We start from the raw sequence: 18,262 nt of genomic DNA on the forward strand, positions 1-18,262 counted from the left end.
CGACGACCGACCGAAAGGCCTCGCTATGCCATTGACCGGAGAATACGAACCGAGCACGTCCGACTGGGCGCGCGAGCAGGTCGAGGAGTACGAGGCCTCCGGCGGAACGCGCGGCACGACGCTTCGCGGCATGCCGGTGATCGTGCTCACCTCGGTCGGCGCGAAGTCGGGCAAGCTGCGCAAGACCCCGCTGATGCGCGTCGAGCACGCGGGCGAGTACGCCGTCGTCGCGTCTCTCGGTGGCGCACCCAAGCACCCGGTCTGGTACTTCAACCTGCTCGCCGAGCCGCACGTCGAGCTGCAGGACGGCCCGGAGAAGAACGACTACACGGCCCGTGAGGTGACCGGCGATGAGAAGGCTCTCTGGTGGGAGCGGGCCGTGGCCGCGTACCCCGACTACGCCGACTACCAGGTCAAGACCGAGCGCGAGATCCCCCTGTTCGTTCTGACGCCTCGCCAGCCGGAGTAGGCTCCCGTCCTCCGGTAAGGCCGACGACGGCGCCGGCGACACCCGTCACGATCGCGCCGACGGCGGTCACCGTGAGGCCGGAGAACGCCGTACCGGTGTCGATCAGGGCGCCCGCCACCGCCGAGCCCACCGTCACTCCCACCGCGAGGCCGACCGACGGCCACGACAGCGCCTCGGTGAGCCGTCTACGGTCGACGCGCACCTCGATCAGCGAGATGCCGGAGATGAGGACGGGGGTCGTCACGAGACCCGCGAGGAGCACGGCCGCCGTGAGCGTGCCCAGGTCGCGGATGAGCACGATCCACGGGATCACGAGCGCGTAGGCGATTCCGGTGACCAACACGCGGCGGCCGGCGGGCCACGACGCGCTAAGCGGGCCGAACGCGATACCGGCCACGACGCTGCCCAACGCCAGGACGGCGAGGATCAGGCCCGCGCTCGCCGGCTGCCCGGCGAAGGCCGAGACGCTGACAGCCGAGAGGTCGACGGAGCCGAAGACAAGGCCGACCCCGAAGTACATCGGCAGGATTCCGATGACGACTCCGGGCAACCGCGCTCGGCGCCGTGCCGCGGACGTGCGCTCTGCGCCGGCATCCGGAATCACGGCGGCGGGCCGGGGCGCCGTCGAGCGCAGAAGCAGCAGCGCGACACCGCCCAGGATGCCCACGGCGATACCCGTGGCGAAGCCGTAGACGGGGCCGAGCGTCGTGGCGAGCACGGTGACCACGGGCGGCCCGATCACGAAGACCAGCTCGTCGTTGACGGACTCGAGGGCGAGCGCGGTGTGCCTCTGCGAGGGCTTCGTGAGGATTCCCGACCAGCGCGCCCGAGCCAGCGACCCCATGTCTATCGAGGTGAGGCCCACGAGGAAGGCCGCCACGAACCAGCTCCACTCCGGCGCGTCCACGATCACGACCGTGCCGAGGGCGACCGCCGACAGCGTCGACGCGACGAGCCCGATCGGCAGCACGGCCAACTGGCCCCGGGCGTCGACGGCCCGTGACCAGAGCGGGCCGCCCACGGCGATGCCGACGATGATCGCACCCGAGACCAGGCCGGCCAGCGCGTAGCTCTGCGTCGCGCCGGCCACGAGGAGCACGGTCGCGATGCCGGCGGTCGAACGGGAGACGCGCCCGAACCATCCGGCCACGCTGAAGGCCACGGTTCCCGGGTTGGAGAGGATGTCGGCGTAGGAGCCCAGCAGCCGGATTGCCATCGACCATGCCTTACGGTCACAGCACGAAGGCGGGGATGCCCGCCGGCGACTCGAGGGTGACGTCGCGAATGAGCCTAGTCGAGAGCAGGGCCTCCCTATGCTGGAGGCGACGCCACTCCGGGCGCGCCGAAAGGAGCTTCAGTGACGAATCCGTACGACTACGCCGGCCAGACCCAGCCCGCGGGATGGTACCCGGATCCATCGGGAGGCCAGGGCACACGCTGGTGGGACGGTCAGCAATGGACGCAGCACGTCTCGGACCCGGCCCTGCAGGTGTACGCGAGCAACGAGCCCCGACGGGTCGACCCCTCCACGCCGATCTACACGCCCTGGATCTGGCTGATCGTGCTGCTGCCGCTGTTGTCGCTCGTGACGCTGCTGTTCTGGGACATGGACTCCTACCTGAGGGCGTCGATGTCGACCGACGATCCGTTCGCGCAGTACTCCGACCCGGGCTACCTCGTGGAGCAGGGAACGGGCTGGCTGATCTACGGAGTGAGCGTGCTGTTCGCGTTCCTCGATCGCCGGGTGCTGCTGCAGCGGGGCTTCGACCGCCCCTTCCACTGGGCGTGGACCTTCCTCGGCGGAATCGTCTACATCATCGGACGATCCGTTATCGTGCGTCGCCGCTCCGGCAGGGGCCTCCTGCCGATCTGGGTCTACATCGCCGTCTTCGTGGTCTCGATGATCGTCGTGATCGCCAAGGTCGTCGGCGCGGTGTCGACGGCGATGGCCGTCATGCCGGGGTTCAGTTGAGCGGCTTGCTGCCAAGTCGCCGCTGAAGGTCCTGCGTCGGTGCCAACGGGGCCTAGGGTCACAGGTACGGAGTCAGCCGGGCTCTCGGAACGAGGGAGTACACCATGGGCGAGAAGTCCGCACGAAAAGCCGTAGCCAAGCCGGCCGCACGCAGTCTCAAGGAGAAGCGCGCCGACAAGAAGACGAAGAGCGGCTCTGTGAACCACTCGACCGACGCGGTGACGAACGTCAAGAAGAAGTAGCCAGGTCTGAGAGAGCCCCGCACATGACTGTCATGCGCGGGGCTTTCTCACGTCTGCGATCTACAACCCGGTCGTGCCGAAGAGCAGGCCAAGCAGGTAGGTCACGAGCGCGGCGCCGTAGCCGATCGCGAGTTGGCGCAGTCCGCGCTTGAGCGGTGACGCTCCGGAGAGGATGCCGACCACGGCGCCGGTGCCGAGCAGCGCCAGGCCCACGAGCACGGCGGCCACGACGAGGGCCGCGAGTCCGGACAGGCCGAACAGGTAGGGCAGCACCGGGATGATCGCGCCCGACGCGAAGAAGCAGAAGCTCGAGAGGGCAGCGCTCATGCCCGTGCCCACGGCCTCGTGCTCGTCGCTCTCGGCGTGCACGGCCGGGTCGGCCGTGAGCGCCAGGTCGTGGGTCTGCAGCACCTCGGCGGCATGGGCGTCGGCATCCGCCTCGCTCATTCCGCGAGCACGGTAGACAAGGGCGAGCTCGTTCGCGTCGACGTCGAGGTCGGCCACGGCGGTGCGCGCCCCGGGATCGGGCGTCGACGACTCCAGCAGTTCGCGCTGCGACCGCACCGAGACGTATTCGCCGGCTCCCATCGACAGGGCTCCCGCGAGCAGGCCGGCGATGCCGGTGAGCAGCACGACGTTGTTGCCGACGCCGCTGGCCGAGATCCCGATCACGAGCGCGAGGTTGGAGACGAGTCCGTCGTTGGCGCCGAACACGGCCGCGCGGAACGTTCCGCTCAGCCGCATGCGACCCCGTGTGGCGAGTCCTCGAACGACCTCCTCGTGGATGCGCTCGTCTGCGGCCATGGCGGCCGTCGCATCCGAATCGGTGTCGTAGGGCGAGCGCGACTCAGCTCGCTGGGCGAGCGCGAGCACGAAGACCGACCCGAAGCGGCGGGCGAGGAAGCCGAGCACACGCGTGCGCAGGGCGCCCCGACGGGTCGGCCCGATCTGGTCGCCCAGCAGGGCGCGCCAGTGGGCCTCGTGGCGGGCTTCGGCCTCGGCGAGGGCGAGCAGGATCTCGCGCTCCTCGCCCGTGCGCCTCGAGGCCAGGTCCCGGTAGACGGCGGCCTCGAGCTGCTCGTCTGCCAGGTAGCCGCGCCAACGGCGGATCTCGGATGCGCGCGGGGTGCGCTGCGCCTCGCTGCTCACGGCGGCGGTGTCGGACTCGGTCAGTTGCCGGCGGCGGCGCGCTGGCTCTCCTGGCGCGCGACGTGGGCGGCCTTGCGAGCCTTGTCCTCGTTGAGCTGCTTCACGCGGGCGGCCTCGCGGCGTACCTCGGCCTGCGTGGCGCGTTCGCGAACGAGCCACTCGGGTCGGTTGGCGAGCAGGTCCTGGATCTCGGCCGTCGTGAGCGGCTCGGTGACGCCGCCGCGGGCGAGGCCCGAGATGGTGACGCCGAGCTTCGATGCGATGATCTGGCGCGGGTGCGGACCGGCGAGGCGCAGCTGCACCACCCACTCGGGCGGCGTGGAGAGCAGCTCGTCGAGTTCGGTGCGCGTGACCGTGCCCTGCTGGAATTCTGCGGGCGTGGCCTCGAGCAGCACGCCGAGCTTCTTGGCCGCCGTCGCGGGCTTCATGGTCTGGGGGGTTTTCGCGGGCGTCATGATGCCAAGGGTAGCCTGAGACCGCGCCGGAAGCCCGGCGCGAAGCGTGAGGAGCTTTTCGTGCAGATCGATCCGACCACACTTCGCTGGTACACGGCCGTGGCCACCGAGCTGCATTTCGGGCGCGCCGCCGCGTCGCTGGGCATCGCCCGCACCCGGTTGAGCAAGGCGATCGTCGAACTCGAAGGGCTTCTGGGGTACCCGCTCTTCGATCGCGAGCAGCAGGGCACGGTGCTGACGGATGCCGGACGGCAGCTTCTCGACGACGCCCCGGCTCTGATCGTGGCGGGCGACGAGCGCGCAGCCCTCGAGGCGGAGGAGGCGGCGAAGCCCGTTCCGTTCCGACTGTCGTTCGTTCCCGGCGTGACCGTCACGAAGTGGACCACCGAGTGGGCGGAGCGCCACCCCGACATCCCGCTCGAGGTGCGGCCCGTCGCCGAGGATGCGCGAGTCTCCGGAGTGCGCGACGCGACCGTCGACGTGGCGTTCGTGCGCCTGCCGATCGAGCGCGACGGTCTCAGCGCCATCCGCCTCTACGACGAGGTGCCCGTGGTCGTCGTCTCGAAAGACAACGCGCTCTCCCTGCTCGAGGAGGTGCGCCTCGCCGAGCTGCTCGACGAGCATCTCGTGCAAAACCCGGCCGAGGTCGAGGGATGGGCGGAACAGGCGACCGAGATGATCGAGGGCACGCGTGTCGACCTGCCGGCGCCCGCGTCCGTCGAAGACGCCATCGACCTCGTGGCCGCGGGAACGGGCATCGCCGTGCTTCCCCACTCGGTCGCCCGACTGCACGCGCGCAAAGACGTGGTCGCCCGCCCGGTGCTCGACCTTCCCGAGACGCAGATCGCCATCGTCTGGCTCGCAGACGAGACGTCGGAGCGCATCGAGGAGTTCATCGGCATCGTGCGCGGCCGCCGCACGTCGAGCTCGCGGGCGGCCGTCTCCGCCCCCGAGGAGAAGCCGCGTGCAGCCGCCCCGAAGAAGCCCCGCACGGGAGCCGCCTCGGGCAAGGGAGCGGGCTCGGGCAAGGGCGCCGCCTCCGGCAAGGGTGCCGCCGCGAAGACGCCGCGCCCGCTCGGCACCGCCCGCAAGCCGCGCCCGTCCGGCGGCTACCGCAAGAAGGGCCGCTGACCGAACGCGCGTACGGAACAATGGGGCAGTGACCTCTTCTGCTCCCCGCTTCGGACTCCTCCTCGACGTCGACGGGCCCATCGCCAGCCCGGTGACCCGCTCGATCGTCATTCCGTCGATCAGTCGTGACCTGGCGGCGCTCGCGAACGCGGGCGTTCCGGTGATCTTCAACACCGGGCGCTCCGACGTGTTCATCGCGGGGGAGGTCGTCGAGCCGCTCCTCGCCGCCGGCCTGCAGCCGCACGCCCGCGTCTACGCCATCTGCGAGAAGGGGGCGACCTGGTTCGAGATCACTCCGCAGGGAGCGGGCGAGGTCTCGATCGACTCCTCGCTCACCCCGCCGGCCGGCTTCGACGACGACGTGCGAGCGCTCGTGGCCGAGAACTACGCCGACCTCGTCTTCTACGACGAGACCAAGCGGGCCACGGTCACGTTCGAGCAGCGCATCGACGTGTCGACGGAGTCCTTCCTCGCGCGCCAGCTCGAGATCGACGAGGCGGCCATCGCCCTGCTCAACGCGCGGGGCTTCGGAGCGCGACGCGGCGATGTCGACTACCCCGACGCATCCGGTGCCGTTCAGTACCGCGCCGACCCGTCGATCATCTCCACCGACTTCGAGTCGCTGCGGGTCGGCAAGGACTTCGGCGCCGAGCGCACGTTCGCCCTGCTCGAGGGAACCGGCGAGATGCCGCTCGAGTGGCGCACGATGGGTGACTCCCGGGGCGACTACGCCATGGCCACGTGGCTGCACGAGCGAGGCGAGACGGTGGCGCACGTCGACGTGCGGCCGGCCGATGGCATCCCCGATACCGCGTATCCGGTCTTGACGGCCGGCGACCTGATCCACGACGAGGCCGGGGCGCTGTTCCTCACTCGCTGGCTGGCCATGCTCGACGACGCCGAACTCACCGACGACCGGCTCGGCTGACCCGTCAGAGGCGCCGGATGCGCGCGGCCGTTCCGCCGGTCGCCTCCAGCACTGCGGCGGGCGCCAGCTCGATGTCGAAACCGCGTCGACCGCCCGAGACGAGGATCGTGTCGAACTCGAGCGCGGAGTCGTCGAGCACCGTCGGCAGGGGAGTCCGCTGGCCGAACGGGCTGATGCCTCCGACCACATAGCCGCTCTTGCGTTCGGCCACGGCGATGTCTGCCATGGCCGCCCGTTTGCCGCCGAGCGACGAGGCGAGCGCCTTGAGATCGAGCATGCCGCTCACGGGCACGATGCCGATGCCGAGACCCGCGTCGGTGTCGACCATGAGCGTCTTGAACACGCGCGCCGGGTCGATTCCCAGCGCCTCGGCGGCCTCCGAGCCGAAGTCGGTGACCGCGGGGTCATGGGCGTAGGCGTGGGGAACGAACGGGATGCCCGCACGGCCGAGTGCGGTCGTGGCCGCCGTGGTCGGCGCGGCGGCGTTCTTCTTGGCCATGTTCCGCGATCAGCCGGCTGCGGGAGCGTCCGCAGCGGGCGAGGCGGCCAGCAGCGTCTGCTCGAGGAACCCCCGCACGTCGGACACCTCGTCGCCGGTGATGCCGTGACCGGCTCCGGGGTAGAGGCGTGCATCGGCGGTGGCGTGCGTCTCGAGCCACGTGGCCGTGCGGGCGACCGCCGAGGGCGGGATGATGGGATCGCGCTCGTCACGTCCCCAGAAGACGCGGGGTCGCAGGGTCTCGAGCTCGTCGTCGGCCGGGGCCTCGCCCGAGATGGAGAAGCCCGACAGGTTCACCGTCGAGGCGAAGCGATGCGGGTCGTGGCGCAGCAGCTGCAGGGCCATCGCGCCGCCCTGCGAGAAGCCGAGCGTCGAGACAGCGGCCGGCGACCCGTAGGCCGACGTGAGGCCGTCGAGCCAGGCGAGCACTCCGCGTGCAGCGGCATCCACCCCGCTCGGTTCGGGATTGCCCGGCGCGCCGATCTGGAACCAGGCGAAGCCGTTCTGGATCGGGGCCGGAGCGATGAGCGGCGCGCGCAGCGAGGCGCACACGATGTCGCCCGGCAGGTGCGGGGCGAGCGAGATGAGGTCGGCCTCGTGCGAACCGTAACCGTGCATGATCACGAGCAGTCGAGAGCCCGGGATGCGTGCCGCGAGCTCATCGCGGGGGATCGACCACACCACGGCCCGATCGTCGATGACGGGCTGGGTCGGGGAGAAGTCGGTCACCATCACGACGATACCCGAGCGCCGGGACTCTCGGGCAGAACCGGTCAGCGCACGAGATCGAGCAGGGCCACGCCGCCGTTCATGGCCCACTCGTTGGTGAGGGAGGCCAGCTGAGGAACATCCTGAAGTGCCACACCGCCGGAGGTCAGGACCACGACGACGCCATCGCGGATCACCTGGACGCCGGTGATGTCGAGCTGCTCGGCCGGGTCGTACCCGCCACCGACCTTGAGTGCCCACGCCCCGGCCGCAGACACCGCGGGAACGTCGACCGTCCATCCGACCGGCTCCATGCTCTCCTCCGTGTACTCGGGGTCGCGCGAGATTCCGATCGAGATGCCGCCGTACTCCTCGACGTCGATACTCGAGCCGTCGGTCTCCGGCGTGTGCCAGCTGCAGATGAGCTCGGGCCCGTCGACGCCCGTCGTGATGCCGTTGTCGCTGCCCTCGAGCTCGATGAGGCTGCTCACCTCAGGGCCGAGCGCCGCCTTCGCCTCGTCGCACGTAGGATATCCGCCACTCGTCGTCGGTGACTCCTCGGCGCTCGGCGTTGTGCCGGCCCCGGCGGCGGGAGCAGTCGCCTGCGGTTCGCCGAGCGACGATCCCGCCGTGTCGTCGCCCGAGCCGGCCCCGCTGCATCCGGTGAGGATGCCGGCGGTCACGACCACCGCGACCACGATCCTTGCTCGTCGACCCGTCTTCGGCGCCACTGGATTCCCCTTCTCTCGCGGTCTCGTCCGACCTCGAGATTATGGGTGCACCGCCGACGGATTCAAGTCGACGAGGTCACGACCGGTTGCGGCTGAGCTCGTAGATCTTGACGAGCTCGTCGATGGCGCCGTCGCGCGTCTCGCCGCCCGCCTCGAACATCTCGGTGACGTGGGTCTTCAGGTGGTTCTCGACCATGAGCTTGTTGAGCGAGCCGAGCGACTTCTGAATGGCGAGGGACTGCGTGATGATGTCGAGGCAGTACTCCTCGTTCTCGATCATCTTCTCGAGGCCGCGCAGCTGCCCCTCGAGTATGCGGGTGCGGTGCAGGGCGCGCTTCTTGATGTCGTCGATCACGAGGCCAGAATACTGCCTCGCGCGGCCGTACCTCCCCGGGGTATGCCAGGATGCCCGGGGCGAGGCATGGGTCAGCTCTGGCAGCGGGGGCACCAGTACACGTCGCGCAGCGACAACGCGTCGGCCCCCAGCTTGCCGGCCCGGATGCGCGTGCCGCACCGGCGGCACGGCTGGCCCTCGCGGCGATAGACCCAGCTCTGCCTGCCCGGCCGCAGGTCGCCGGTGGTGGAGCGCTCGGTGCGATCGCGGTTCGCCAGGATCACGCGGTGCCCGAGGGCGACGAGAGCGGGCAGATCTGCGATCTCGCCGATCGGCCGCGTCGGCAGGACGCCGCGCAGGAAGCAGAGCTCGTTGGCGTAGACGTTGCCGAGGCCCGCGAGGTTGCGCTGGTCGAGCAGGGCGACGTGGGTCTCGCGTTCGGGCTGCGCGGAGAGGCGCAGCACCGCCTCGGATGCCAGGAAGTCGTTCCAGTCGGGGTCGAGCACGTCGGGCCCCAGGTAGCCCACGACTGACTCCTCGTCGGTGCGGGCGACGACCTCGACCGTGCCGAGGTCGAAGCCCACCGCGACCCAGTCGGCCGTGGTCAGAACGATCCTCGCGGCGTAGGCCGGTCTCTTCCACGCCGACGTCGGCCGGTACAGGTGCCACGACCCCTCCATCTTGAGGTGGGTGTGGATGCTGACGTCGCCGACGCGGGTGAGCAGGTGCTTGCCGACGCTGGCCACGCCCTCGACGACGTCGCCCGCGAGGTCGAGTTCGGCGAACTGCGGAACGCGGAAGTCGCTGCGGATCAGCGTGGCTCCGGCGAGGGCCTGGTCGAGGTGTCGCGCGGTTCGGTAGACGGTGTCGCCTTCGGGCATCGCGAACTCCTACGAGGCGCGCAGGCGGAAGCCTTGCGGGGTCGCGCCGAATCCGGCGGTCTCGAGGGCACGACCGATGTCTGTGCCCAGGGCGTACTCGCCGTTGACCTTCTCGACGGTGAGCTTGGCGACGCGACCGGAGACGACGGTGGCGGCCAGTGAGGCGGCGGCGGTGGCCAGCTCGTCGTTGTTCGCCGCGAACGAGAGCAGGGTCTTTCCCCCGCGCTCGACATAGAGAACCAGGCGGCCCTCGACCAGAACGACGAGCGCGCCCGCCTTGCGGCCCGGTCGGTGACCCGTGCCGCCAGGCCAGGGGAGGGCCGCGCCGTAGGGGTTCGCCGGATCTGTGGCCGCCAGCGTCACGGCACTGTCTGCGACAGACCCGTCGTTCTTGCCCGGACCGCGCTCGGCGAGGGCCTCGGCCGTGAACGAGCGCAGCCGGTCGATCGTGCCGCCGGTGGCGAACTGGGATGCGCCGAGGGTCTCGACGAAATAGCCGCGCCGGGCGCGTCCCGTCTCCTCGAAGCCGGAGAGCAGTCGATAGGCGAGCGCGAAGCCGCCCACGATGCGCTCGGCGACCACCGCGCCCTTGGTGACGACGCCGTAGCGTTCGAGCAGCATGTCACCGAGCGCGTGGCCGCGCACGGTGGCATCGGTCTCGGGCTCGGGAAGCAGAGACCAGCGCCCGCCCGCCGTCGGTGGGCCGATGCGGGTGACCATCGTGGGACGCGCATAGGAGCGCCCGCGATAGAGCTTGGAACGGGGCGCCGCGCGCTTCGTGCTGTGCGCCGACTTGCCGCCGCCCGTGAGCGAGCGCAGGGGCGCGAGGGTGTCGTTCGTGACCCGGCCGGCCCACACCAGATCCCACAGCGCGGTCACGAGTTCGGCGTCGTCGACCGCGCCGCCCAGAGCGGTGCCCACCGTGTCTGAGAGGGCTCGGAAGAAGTATGCGCCCCCGCCTTGCAGCGCTGCGAGAACGGCGTGCTGCAGCGTCGTGGCCTCGAGAGGTTCGGCGAGCGGAATGGTGAGCGGCGCGGTCTCGGCGAGGTGCAGGGAGACCCAGCCGTCGTTGCCCGGCAGGGAGCCGGCGCCCGACCAGACCACCTCGCCCGTGGCGGTGAGCTCGTCGAGCATGGCGGGGCTGTACTCGCGCACGCGGCTCGGCAGGATCAGGGTCTCCCAGGCCGAAGCGGGAATCGGCACCCCGGCCAGCTGGTCGATGACGGTCGCGACCCCGTCGACTCCGCGTAGGGTGCCGCCGACGTGCTGCCACGAGGGCAGGAAGCGGGCGAGGGTCGCCGTGTCGACAGGCTCGACCTCGTGCCGCAGGGCCGCGAGCGAGCGGCGCCGCAGCCGACGGAGCACCTCGACGTCGCTCCACTCGGTTCGCGCCGCGTTCGGGGTGTCGGCGCCCAGGGGCCTGAACTCGCCCTCGATCACGCGCCGGGCGCTCTCGAGCCGGCGCAGCGCATCCAGAACGACGGCGGAGCCGAGGCCGTAGCGGCTCGCCGCCTCGCCCACCGTGAACGGCGCGTGGGTGCGGGCGTAGCGGGCCACCAGGTCTGCGACGGGATCGGGCACGGGCTCGATGAACGCGTCGGGAACGCCGTAGGGAACGGGCACTCCGAGCGCGTCGCGCAGGCGGCCGGCGTCTTCGATGGCGGCCCAGCGCTGGTCTGACGCGATGGTCACGACGAGCGCGCGGCGGGCGTCGACGAGCTGGGCCAGAATCTCGGATGCCCGGGGTGCGGCCTCGTCGACGAGCCTCGCGGTGACCTCGGCCAACGACAGCGGACCGAGCACGCGGATGAGGTCGGCCACTCCCTCGGCGTCTCGAGCCTTGCGGTCGGGCGCGAGCCGCTGCAGCTCGAGCTCGGTCTGTGCGATGACCCCGGGGTCGAGGAGTTCACGCAGCTCGGCGCGGCCCAGCAGCTCGGACAGCAGTGTGGGGTCGAGCGACAGCGCGGCGGCGCGGCGCTCGGCGAGGGGGCTGTCGCCCTCGTAGACGAACGAGGCGACGTAGCCGAAGAGCAGCGACTTGGCGAAGGGCGACGGCTCCTGGGTCTCGGACTCGACCACCCGGATGCGCCGCGCCTCGAGGTCGCGGGCGAGGCCGATGAGGGCGGGCAGGTCGTAGACGTCTTGCAGGCACTCTCGAATGGTCTCGAGGATGATGGGGAAGCTCGGGAACTTGCGGGCCACATCGAGCAGCTGGGCGCTGCGCTGGCGCTGCTGCCAGAGCGGCGAGCGCTTGCCGGGGTTCTGCCGGGGCAGGAGCAGGGCGCGGGCGGCGTTCTCACGGAAGCGCGAGGCGAACAGGGCCGAGCCACCCACCTCTTGAGTGACGATCTGCTCGAGCTCGTCGGCCTCGAACAGGAACAGCTCGGCGCCGGGCGGCTCGCTCTCGGTATCGGGCAGGCGAAGGATGATGCCGTCGTCGTTGGCCACGGATGCGCCGTCGATGCCGAAGCGCTCGCGCAGGCGCGCGCCGATGGCCAGCGACCATGGCGAGTGCACCTGCATGCCGAAGGGGGAGTGCAGGATGACGCGCCAGTCGCCGAGCTCGTCGCGGAAGCGCTCGATGACGAGGGTCTTGTCGCTGGGCACGTGGCCGGTGGCCTCGCGCTGTTCGACCACGAAGGTGACGAGGTTGTTCGCCGCGCGCTCGTCGAGCCCCGCGCTCGCGGTCATGCGGGCGCGGCCCTCGGCATCCGCCCCCGCCAGCTGGCGGGTGAACTCGCCGATCGCTCGACCGAGTTCGGCCGGGCGGCCCTGGCCGTCTCCGCGCCAGAACGGGAGACGGCCGGGCTCGCCGAATGCGGGCGTGACCAGAACCCTGTCGTGCGTGATCTCCTGGATGCGCCAGCTCGTGGCACCGAGCGCGAAGACGTCGCCGACGCGCGACTCGTAGACCATCTCCTCGTCGAGCTCGCCCACCCGGTTGCCGCCCTTGGCCGTGGATGCGGTACCCGTCGCCTGCTCGGATGCGGCGCCGCCGACCATGAAGACGCCGAAGAGGCCGCGGTCGGGGATGGTTCCGCCGCTCGTGACCGCGAGCCGCTGCGCGCCGGGGCGGCCCGTGAGCGTTCCGGCGTCGCGATCCCACACCAGACGGGGTCGGAGCTCGGCGAACTCGTCGGACGGATAGCGGCCCGCGAGCAGGTCGAGCGTGGCCTCGTAGGCCGAGCGCGGGAGGCCCGCGAAGGGGGCGCTGCGTCGCACCGTGTCGAACCACTCCTCGACGTCGATCGGCTCGAGAGCGCAGGCGGCGACGGTCTGCTGGGCGAGGATATCGAGCGGATTCGTGGGCACCGACAGCGACTCGATGAGGCCCTCTGTCATGCGCAGCGAGGCGACCGCGGAGTGCAGCAGATCGGCGCGGTGCTTGGGGTACAGGATGCCGCGGGACACCTCGCCCACCTGGTGACCGGCGCGGCCGACGCGCTGCAGGCCGCTGGCGACGCTCGGCGGCGACTCCACCTGCACGACGAGGTCGACGGCGCCCATGTCGATGCCGAGTTCGAGGCTCGAGGTGGCGACGACGCAGCGCAGCCGCCCCGTCTTGAGGTCGTCTTCGATGACCGCCCGTTGCTCTTTCGAGACGGAGCCGTGGTGGGCGCGCGCGAGGATCGGCTCGTCGGCGCCGTCGCCCGCCCGCGCGCTGACGCTGGCCGGGAGCCCCTTGGTCTGCCCGGCCTGGCCCATGACCTGGGCGGGCGCAGCCTTCGCTCGCTGAGCCTGCGTTCCCGTTCCCTGAGCCTGTCGAAGGGAATCGTGCCCTTCGACAAGCTCGTGCCCTTCGACAAGCTCAGGGAGCGAGTCGGCAAGAGACGCCTCGCGCCGCTCGAGGTAGATCTCATTCAGCCGAGCCGTGAGCCGCTCGGCCAGCCGACGAGAGTTGGCGAAGACGATCGACGAGCGGTGGGCCAGGATGCGGTCGACGATGCTCTCTTCGACGTGCGGCCAGATAGAGCCCTGGCCGCCACCCGACCCGTCGTCCTCCCGCAAGGCCCCCGCCGCAGAGCCCTCGCGCTCGCCCGCCGATGGAAGGGCGGTCATGTCGTCGACCGGAACGACGACCTGCAGGTCGAACTTCTTGGTCGAGGTCGGAGCCACGATGGTGACCGGACGGCCGCCGGCCAGGAAGCGAGCCACCTCTTCGCGCGGACGCACCGTGGCCGACAGTCCGATGCGCTGGGCCGGCTTGTCGAGGAGCAGGTCGAGGCGTTCGAGCGAGACCGCGAGGTGCGCGCCGCGCTTGGTGGCCGCGACCGCGTGCACCTCGTCGATGATGACCGTCTCGACGGTCGAGAGCGACTCGCGCGCGGCCGAGGTGAGCATCAGGAACAGCGACTCGGGCGTGGTGATGAGGATGTCGGGCGGGTTCTTTGACTGGGTGCGGCGGTCGGCCTGCGTCGTGTCGCCGCTGCGCACGCCCACCTGGATGTTCGGGGGCTCGGTGCCCAGGAGCCTGGCCGTTTGCGTGATGCCCACGAGCGGGGAACGCAGGTTGCGCTCGACGTCGACGGCGAGGGCCTTGAGCGGCGAGATGTAGAGAACCCGCACGCCGGCCTTCGCGGGCGGGGGCTGCGACGTGAGCCTGTCGATCGACCACAGGAACGCCGACAGCGTCTTGCCCGATCCGGTGGGAGCGACGACGAGCGCGTTCGCTCCGGAGGAGACCGCCTGCCACGCTCCGAGCTGCGCGGGCGTGGGCGCGCTGAACGCCCCGCGGAACCACTGCCGGGTCGCGGGGGAGAACCTGTCGAGCACGTCGCCCATATGCTCCATCCTCACGCATGCCGCCGACAGTGTGTCCTGCGGCGCCGACGGCTGGTCTCGTGGGTAAGAATGGACTATGAGCGTGAGAACTCCAGACCCCGATCCCGAGTGGACCCCCGAGGGCAGCAACATCCCGCCCACACCGTCGCAGAACACCAATCCGGGCTGGCTCAGCGACATCGAGCTCGCCGAGATCCGTCGGCGCCTGCCGTTGCTCTACGTCGAGGCCGTTCCCGTGAGGGTCGACGGCCTGGGCCAGGTCACCGAGGTGGGCATGCTCCTGCGGGCCACGCCCACAGGCTCCATCACGCGCACCCTCGTCTCGGGTCGGGTCATGTACGGCGAGACGCTGAGGGATGCCCTCTTCCGCCACCTCGAGAAAGACCTGGGGCCCATGGCGTTCCCGCAGCTGCCCGCGAGCCCGATCCCGTTCTCGGTGGCGGAGTACTTCCCGCTTCCGGGCGTCACCCAGTTCTACGATGAGCGTCAGCACGCCGTCTCGCTCGCCTACGTGGTGCCCGTCACCGGAACCTGCGAGCCACGCCAGGACGCGCTCGAGGTGACCTGGATGACTCCCCAGGAGGCGGCATCCGACGAGCTGTCTGCCGAGTTCGAGGGCGGCCGCGGCTCGCTGCTGCGGGCGGCGCTGGCCTCGGTAGGCCGCCTGATCTAGGCGCGCCGTTCCCTGAGCTTGTCGAAGAGCAGCCCTTCGACAGGCTCAGGGAACGACAGGCTCAGGGAACGGAACGCACGAACGGGCGGAGACCAGAGGACCCGACGCGGTATTCGCGTCGGATGCACTGATCTCCGCCCGTTCAGGCGAAGCGCGGGCTGCTAGCCCTGGGCGCGGCGTCCCTGGCGACGAGCGCCGCTGGCGCCGCCGTTGCCGGATGCCGATGCGCCGGCCGCGTAGCCGCCCTGGCCACCGGTCGACGTGGAGTAGGTGCGTGACGAGCCACCGGCCGGGGCCGCTGCGCGGCCTCCGCCGTTGCCGCCGCGGCGGGCTCCACCGGCCGAAGCCGGGGCGCCTGCGGTCGCGGGACGGCCCGAGCGGTCACGACGGGGACGACCCTCGCCGCCGCCGGCGGACGGCGAACCGTCGCGCTGTGTGCGCTTGCGCTGGGCGTTGGCGCCCTGCGATCCGCCCTGGCGGCGCGGGGTGCCCTGAACCTGAACGGCGGCGCGGGGAGCGGGCTTGACCCACTCGGCCAGCTCGCCGACGAGCTCGGTGACGGCGGGCGAGTTCGCCGTGACGCGCTGCGGGGTGACCTGGATGGCCGCCTTGCGGAGCAGATCGGCCGTGTCCTTCTTCTGCGTCGGCAGCATCACGGTGACGACGTCTCCGGCGCTTCCCGCGCGGGCGGTGCGGCCCGAGCGGTGCAGGTACGCCTTGTGCTCTGCCGGCGGGTCGACGTGGATGACGAGCTCGATGTCGTCGACGTGCACGCCGCGGGCGGCGACGTCGGTGGCGACGAGAACCTTCACGTCACCGGCGCTGAAAGCTGCGAGGTTGCGGTCGCGGGCGACCTGCGAGAGGTTGCCGTGCAGGTCGACGGCGGGGATGCCGGCGTCGATCAGCTGGCGGGCCAGCTTCTTGGCGTGGTGCTTGGTGCGCATGAACAGGATGCGACGGCCGGTGCCCGAGGCGAGCTTCTGAACGAGCTCGGTCTTGGCGGTGGCGCCGTCGACCTCGAACACGTGGTGGGTCATGAGCTCGACGTGGCTGGTGGCCTCGTCGACCGAGTGCAGCACCTCGTTCTGCAGGAACTTGCGCACGAGCTTGTCTACGCCGTTGTCGAGCGTGGCGGAGAACAGCAGGCGCTGTCCGCCGCGCGGGGTCTTGTCGAGGATGCGCGTGACGACGGGCAGGAAGCCCAGGTCGGCCATGTGGTCGGCCTCGTCGAGCACGGTGATCTCGATGGCGTCGAGTGACACGAAGCCCTGCTTCATGAGGTCTTCGAGACGGCCCGGGCAGGCGACGATGATGTCGACGCCGGCCTTGAGGGCTGCAACCTGGCGCTGCTGCGACACGCCACCGAAGATGGTGGTCGACTTCAGGCCGTAGGCGTCGGCGAGCGGCTGGAGCACCGCGGAGATCTGGGTGGCGAGCTCACGGGTCGGCGCGAGTACCAGGCCGAGCGGGCGACCCGAGCGGCGCTGGCCGCCGGAGAGTGCGCCGCCGAGGCGGGCGACCATCGGAATGGAGAACGCGAGCGTCTTGCCCGAGCCCGTCTTTCCGCGGCCGAGAACGTCGCGTCCGGCGAGGGTGTCGGGAAGGGTGTCGAGCTGGATGGGGAAGGGCTCGGTGATGCCGGCGTTGGTGAGCGCGGCCACGACGGGCGCGGGAACGCCGAGCGAGGAGAAGGTGGGTGTTGACATAGCTGTTTCGGTGCCTTTCAGGCATCGGGTCCGCAGCGTGACACGACGGCATCGCACAGAGATGCTGTTTCGCACAGACTCTCTCGGCCATGCCGCGACTGTGCGGAAATGATGGCGAAGGTGCCAGTAGGCACTTCCGTTCGCCGTGAGAAAGTTTTCGCGGATTTCAGGCACGAGGCCCGAACCGCAAGGTGCGTTCTACGACGCAGGGAGCGCACGATCGCGCTCCCAAGTGATTACAGCCTAGCGCACATACAGCTCGCCCACCGGAATCCCGGCGGAGACGCGGTTTCCGAGAGGAGCGAGCGGGCAGGCCCAGGCCGGGTCGTAGGCGCACGAGGGGTTGTAGGCGAAGTTGAAGTCGAGCACCAGCGACCCGGGTGTGTCGCCCTCGCCCAGGTGGGCGCCCTTGATCGAATCGATGAGGTAGCGCCCGCCGCCGTAGGTTCCGTCGGGAGTTCCCGCGAGCCCGTCGCGGACGGGAATGAACAGTCCGCCTCCGTAGGAGCGCAGGCGCCAGACGTCGAGCCTGCCCACCTCGGGGATGCTCGCGTGCCCGACGAGTTCGAACGGCACGACCCCGTCGGTGCCGGTCTCGAAATCGAAGCCGCCCGGCGCATCCGGGGCCGTGATCTCGACCTCGAATCGCCAGGCCGGGTCGTAGGGTGCCACGGGCAGGCCGGTGAAGCCGGGTCGGTCGTCGGGCAGCAGGGGGGTCTGCGGATGCGTGCGGAACAGTTCGTCGCGCCCGTCGCGCCACACGGTATGGGCGGCTTCGGCGTTCACCAGCGCGAGCAGGCGCACCTCGGTGTAAAGAGCGAAGACGCGTTGGCGCCAGTCGGCGACCTGGATGGCGGAAACAGCGGAGGTCATCGGATCAGGCTACGCCGAGATGTCGGGATCGGCTCCGACAGCCCCGTTCCCTGAGCCGGTCCCTGAGCTTGTCGAAGGGCCGTCGACAGGGTCCCCTTCGACAGGCTCAGGGGACGAAGGGGACGACGGGAGCGGCGGATCGAACGCCCACGTCGGCGCGAGCTGCCGGAGTCGCGCCCCGCGCCACTGCCAGAACGCCCACATGCCGTACCAGGCGGCGGGCGTCAGCACGCCCGCTCCGATGATCAGCCGGTCTCGGTAGAGAGTCTTGCCCGTTCCGGCCGGGTCGGGCGAGATGGCCATCTGGTGATCCCAGGTCGTGGGGATGGCGACGGCACCCGAGACGCCGCGGCCCGAGTCGCGCACGATGCGCACCCCGTCGGGCCGCTCCAGGAAGGAGAGCCGGATGATCTGCTTGCCCAGCGGGATCAGGCCGCCGCCCTCGATCTCGACGGGATGCTGTCCCGGCTGCCAGATGGTCGGAAAGCCGTCGGCGCTGAGCGACCGAATCTTCAGGAACGGACTCGACACCTCGCGAAAAACGGCGGGGCTCCGGATGGCCCGCCACGCGGCATCCGGATCGGTGTCGAGCACGAATTTCAGCAGAACTCTCATGGGTGGCCTCCACCGCCCAGTCTGCGCGGCAGGCCCGTCTGCGACAAGTCGGACGCCTGCCATTGCACGCCCGCTCAATACGTCGTAATGCAATTTGGCGATGGCCGATCGAGG

General features: G+C 70.5%; 18 protein-coding genes. 6 read left to right on the forward strand and 12 right to left on the reverse strand.

Annotation, left to right across the window (positions count from 1 at the left end; genetic code table 11):
- Positions 1 to 25: 25 nt before the first annotated feature.
- The gene (locus ASF51_RS07490) at positions 26 to 469 is read left to right on the forward strand and encodes a nitroreductase family deazaflavin-dependent oxidoreductase (RefSeq protein ID WP_055926977.1); all 444 of its coding nucleotides are present in this window, start codon (positions 26 to 28) and stop codon (positions 467 to 469) included.
- Here ASF51_RS07490 and ASF51_RS07495 read toward each other — a convergent pair.
- Entirely contained in the window at positions 414 to 1,685 is a 1,272-nt protein-coding gene (locus ASF51_RS07495) for an MFS transporter (RefSeq protein WP_055926978.1), read from the reverse strand. The genes ASF51_RS07490 and ASF51_RS07495 overlap by 56 nt on opposite strands.
- Positions 1,686 to 1,826: 141 nt before the next feature.
- Here ASF51_RS07495 and ASF51_RS07500 point away from each other — a divergent pair, with 141 nt between their 5' ends.
- Together ASF51_RS07500 and ASF51_RS19410 are read left to right on the forward strand one after the other, a co-directional pair.
- Positions 1,827 to 2,441, forward strand: coding sequence for a DUF2510 domain-containing protein (locus tag ASF51_RS07500; protein WP_055926980.1), 615 nt, complete (start codon positions 1,827 to 1,829; stop codon positions 2,439 to 2,441).
- A gap of 104 nt (positions 2,442 to 2,545) precedes the next feature.
- A complete protein-coding gene (locus ASF51_RS19410; protein ID WP_200920326.1) occupies positions 2,546 to 2,683 on the forward strand; it encodes a hypothetical protein in 138 nt (45 codons plus the stop codon).
- A gap of 60 nt (positions 2,684 to 2,743) precedes the next feature.
- Here ASF51_RS19410 and ASF51_RS07505 read toward each other — a convergent pair whose 3' ends face one another.
- Together ASF51_RS07505 and ASF51_RS07510 are read right to left on the reverse strand one after the other, a co-directional pair.
- Positions 2,744 to 3,832, reverse strand: coding sequence for a VIT1/CCC1 transporter family protein (locus tag ASF51_RS07505; protein WP_055926982.1), 1,089 nt, complete (start codon positions 3,830 to 3,832; stop codon positions 2,744 to 2,746).
- A 20-nt stretch (positions 3,833 to 3,852) separates the two neighbouring features.
- A complete protein-coding gene (locus ASF51_RS07510) occupies positions 3,853 to 4,287 on the reverse strand; it encodes a DUF5997 family protein (RefSeq protein ID WP_055926984.1) in 435 nt (144 codons plus the stop codon).
- 60 nt (positions 4,288 to 4,347) lie between these two features.
- Between ASF51_RS07510 and ASF51_RS19025 the strand changes: the two genes are divergently transcribed.
- Both ASF51_RS19025 and ASF51_RS07520 read left to right on the forward strand, forming a co-directional pair.
- Complete coding sequence (locus ASF51_RS19025; RefSeq protein ID WP_055926986.1) at positions 4,348 to 5,418, forward strand: LysR family transcriptional regulator; 1,071 nt, start codon at positions 4,348 to 4,350, stop codon at positions 5,416 to 5,418.
- Positions 5,419 to 5,446: 28 nt separating this feature from the next.
- Positions 5,447 to 6,346 carry a hypothetical protein gene (locus ASF51_RS07520; RefSeq protein WP_055926988.1) on the forward strand — a complete coding sequence of 300 codons (900 nt, stop codon included), beginning with the start codon at positions 5,447 to 5,449 and terminating at the stop codon, positions 6,344 to 6,346.
- Between the two features lie 4 nt (positions 6,347 to 6,350).
- Here ASF51_RS07520 and ybaK read toward each other — a convergent pair whose 3' ends face one another.
- The 6 genes from ybaK to ASF51_RS07550 all read right to left on the reverse strand — a co-directional run bounded on the left by ybaK (position 6,351) and on the right by ASF51_RS07550 (position 14,281).
- Positions 6,351 to 6,845: a Cys-tRNA(Pro) deacylase gene (ybaK, locus tag ASF51_RS07525; RefSeq protein WP_055926990.1), complete on the reverse strand. Its 495-nt coding sequence runs from the start codon at positions 6,843 to 6,845 to the stop codon at positions 6,351 to 6,353.
- Positions 6,846 to 6,854: 9 nt separating this feature from the next.
- Positions 6,855 to 7,574, reverse strand: coding sequence for an alpha/beta hydrolase (locus ASF51_RS07530; protein WP_162236931.1), 720 nt, complete (start codon positions 7,572 to 7,574; stop codon positions 6,855 to 6,857).
- Between the two features lie 44 nt (positions 7,575 to 7,618).
- Positions 7,619 to 8,284, reverse strand: a complete 666-nt coding sequence (locus tag ASF51_RS19335; protein ID WP_162236932.1) for a hypothetical protein — start codon at positions 8,282 to 8,284, stop codon at positions 7,619 to 7,621.
- A 76-nt stretch (positions 8,285 to 8,360) separates the two neighbouring features.
- Positions 8,361 to 8,639: a metal-sensitive transcriptional regulator gene (locus ASF51_RS07540; protein WP_055926996.1), complete on the reverse strand. Its 279-nt coding sequence runs from the start codon at positions 8,637 to 8,639 to the stop codon at positions 8,361 to 8,363.
- Positions 8,640 to 8,710: 71 nt separating this feature from the next.
- On the reverse strand, positions 8,711 to 9,499 hold the full coding sequence (locus tag ASF51_RS07545) for a DNA-formamidopyrimidine glycosylase family protein (RefSeq protein ID WP_055926998.1): 789 nt from the start codon (positions 9,497 to 9,499) through the stop codon (positions 8,711 to 8,713).
- Between the two features lie 9 nt (positions 9,500 to 9,508).
- Positions 9,509 to 14,281: an ATP-dependent helicase gene (locus ASF51_RS07550; protein ID WP_055927000.1), complete on the reverse strand. Its 4,773-nt coding sequence runs from the start codon at positions 14,279 to 14,281 to the stop codon at positions 9,509 to 9,511.
- A 76-nt stretch (positions 14,282 to 14,357) separates the two neighbouring features.
- On the opposite strand from ASF51_RS07550, the gene ASF51_RS07555 reads away from it, so the two are divergent.
- The gene (locus ASF51_RS07555) at positions 14,358 to 14,954 is read left to right on the forward strand and encodes an NUDIX hydrolase family protein (RefSeq protein ID WP_055927001.1); all 597 of its coding nucleotides are present in this window, start codon (positions 14,358 to 14,360) and stop codon (positions 14,952 to 14,954) included.
- Between the two features lie 161 nt (positions 14,955 to 15,115).
- On the opposite strand, the gene ASF51_RS07560 is transcribed toward ASF51_RS07555, so the two are convergent.
- The 3 genes from ASF51_RS07560 to ASF51_RS07570 all read right to left on the reverse strand — a co-directional run bounded on the left by ASF51_RS07560 (position 15,116) and on the right by ASF51_RS07570 (position 18,148).
- A complete protein-coding gene (locus ASF51_RS07560; protein ID WP_082479618.1) occupies positions 15,116 to 16,660 on the reverse strand; it encodes a DEAD/DEAH box helicase in 1,545 nt (514 codons plus the stop codon).
- Positions 16,661 to 16,903: 243 nt separating this feature from the next.
- The gene (locus ASF51_RS07565) at positions 16,904 to 17,533 is read right to left on the reverse strand and encodes a DUF1684 domain-containing protein (RefSeq protein WP_055927003.1); all 630 of its coding nucleotides are present in this window, start codon (positions 17,531 to 17,533) and stop codon (positions 16,904 to 16,906) included.
- A gap of 9 nt (positions 17,534 to 17,542) precedes the next feature.
- On the reverse strand, positions 17,543 to 18,148 hold the full coding sequence (locus tag ASF51_RS07570) for a hypothetical protein (RefSeq protein WP_200926099.1): 606 nt from the start codon (positions 18,146 to 18,148) through the stop codon (positions 17,543 to 17,545).
- Between the last annotated feature and the right edge of the window lie 114 nt (positions 18,149 to 18,262).

It is taken from the genome of Agreia sp. Leaf283 (genome assembly GCF_001422485.1).
Taxonomy (GTDB): domain Bacteria; phylum Actinomycetota; class Actinomycetes; order Actinomycetales; family Microbacteriaceae; genus Agreia.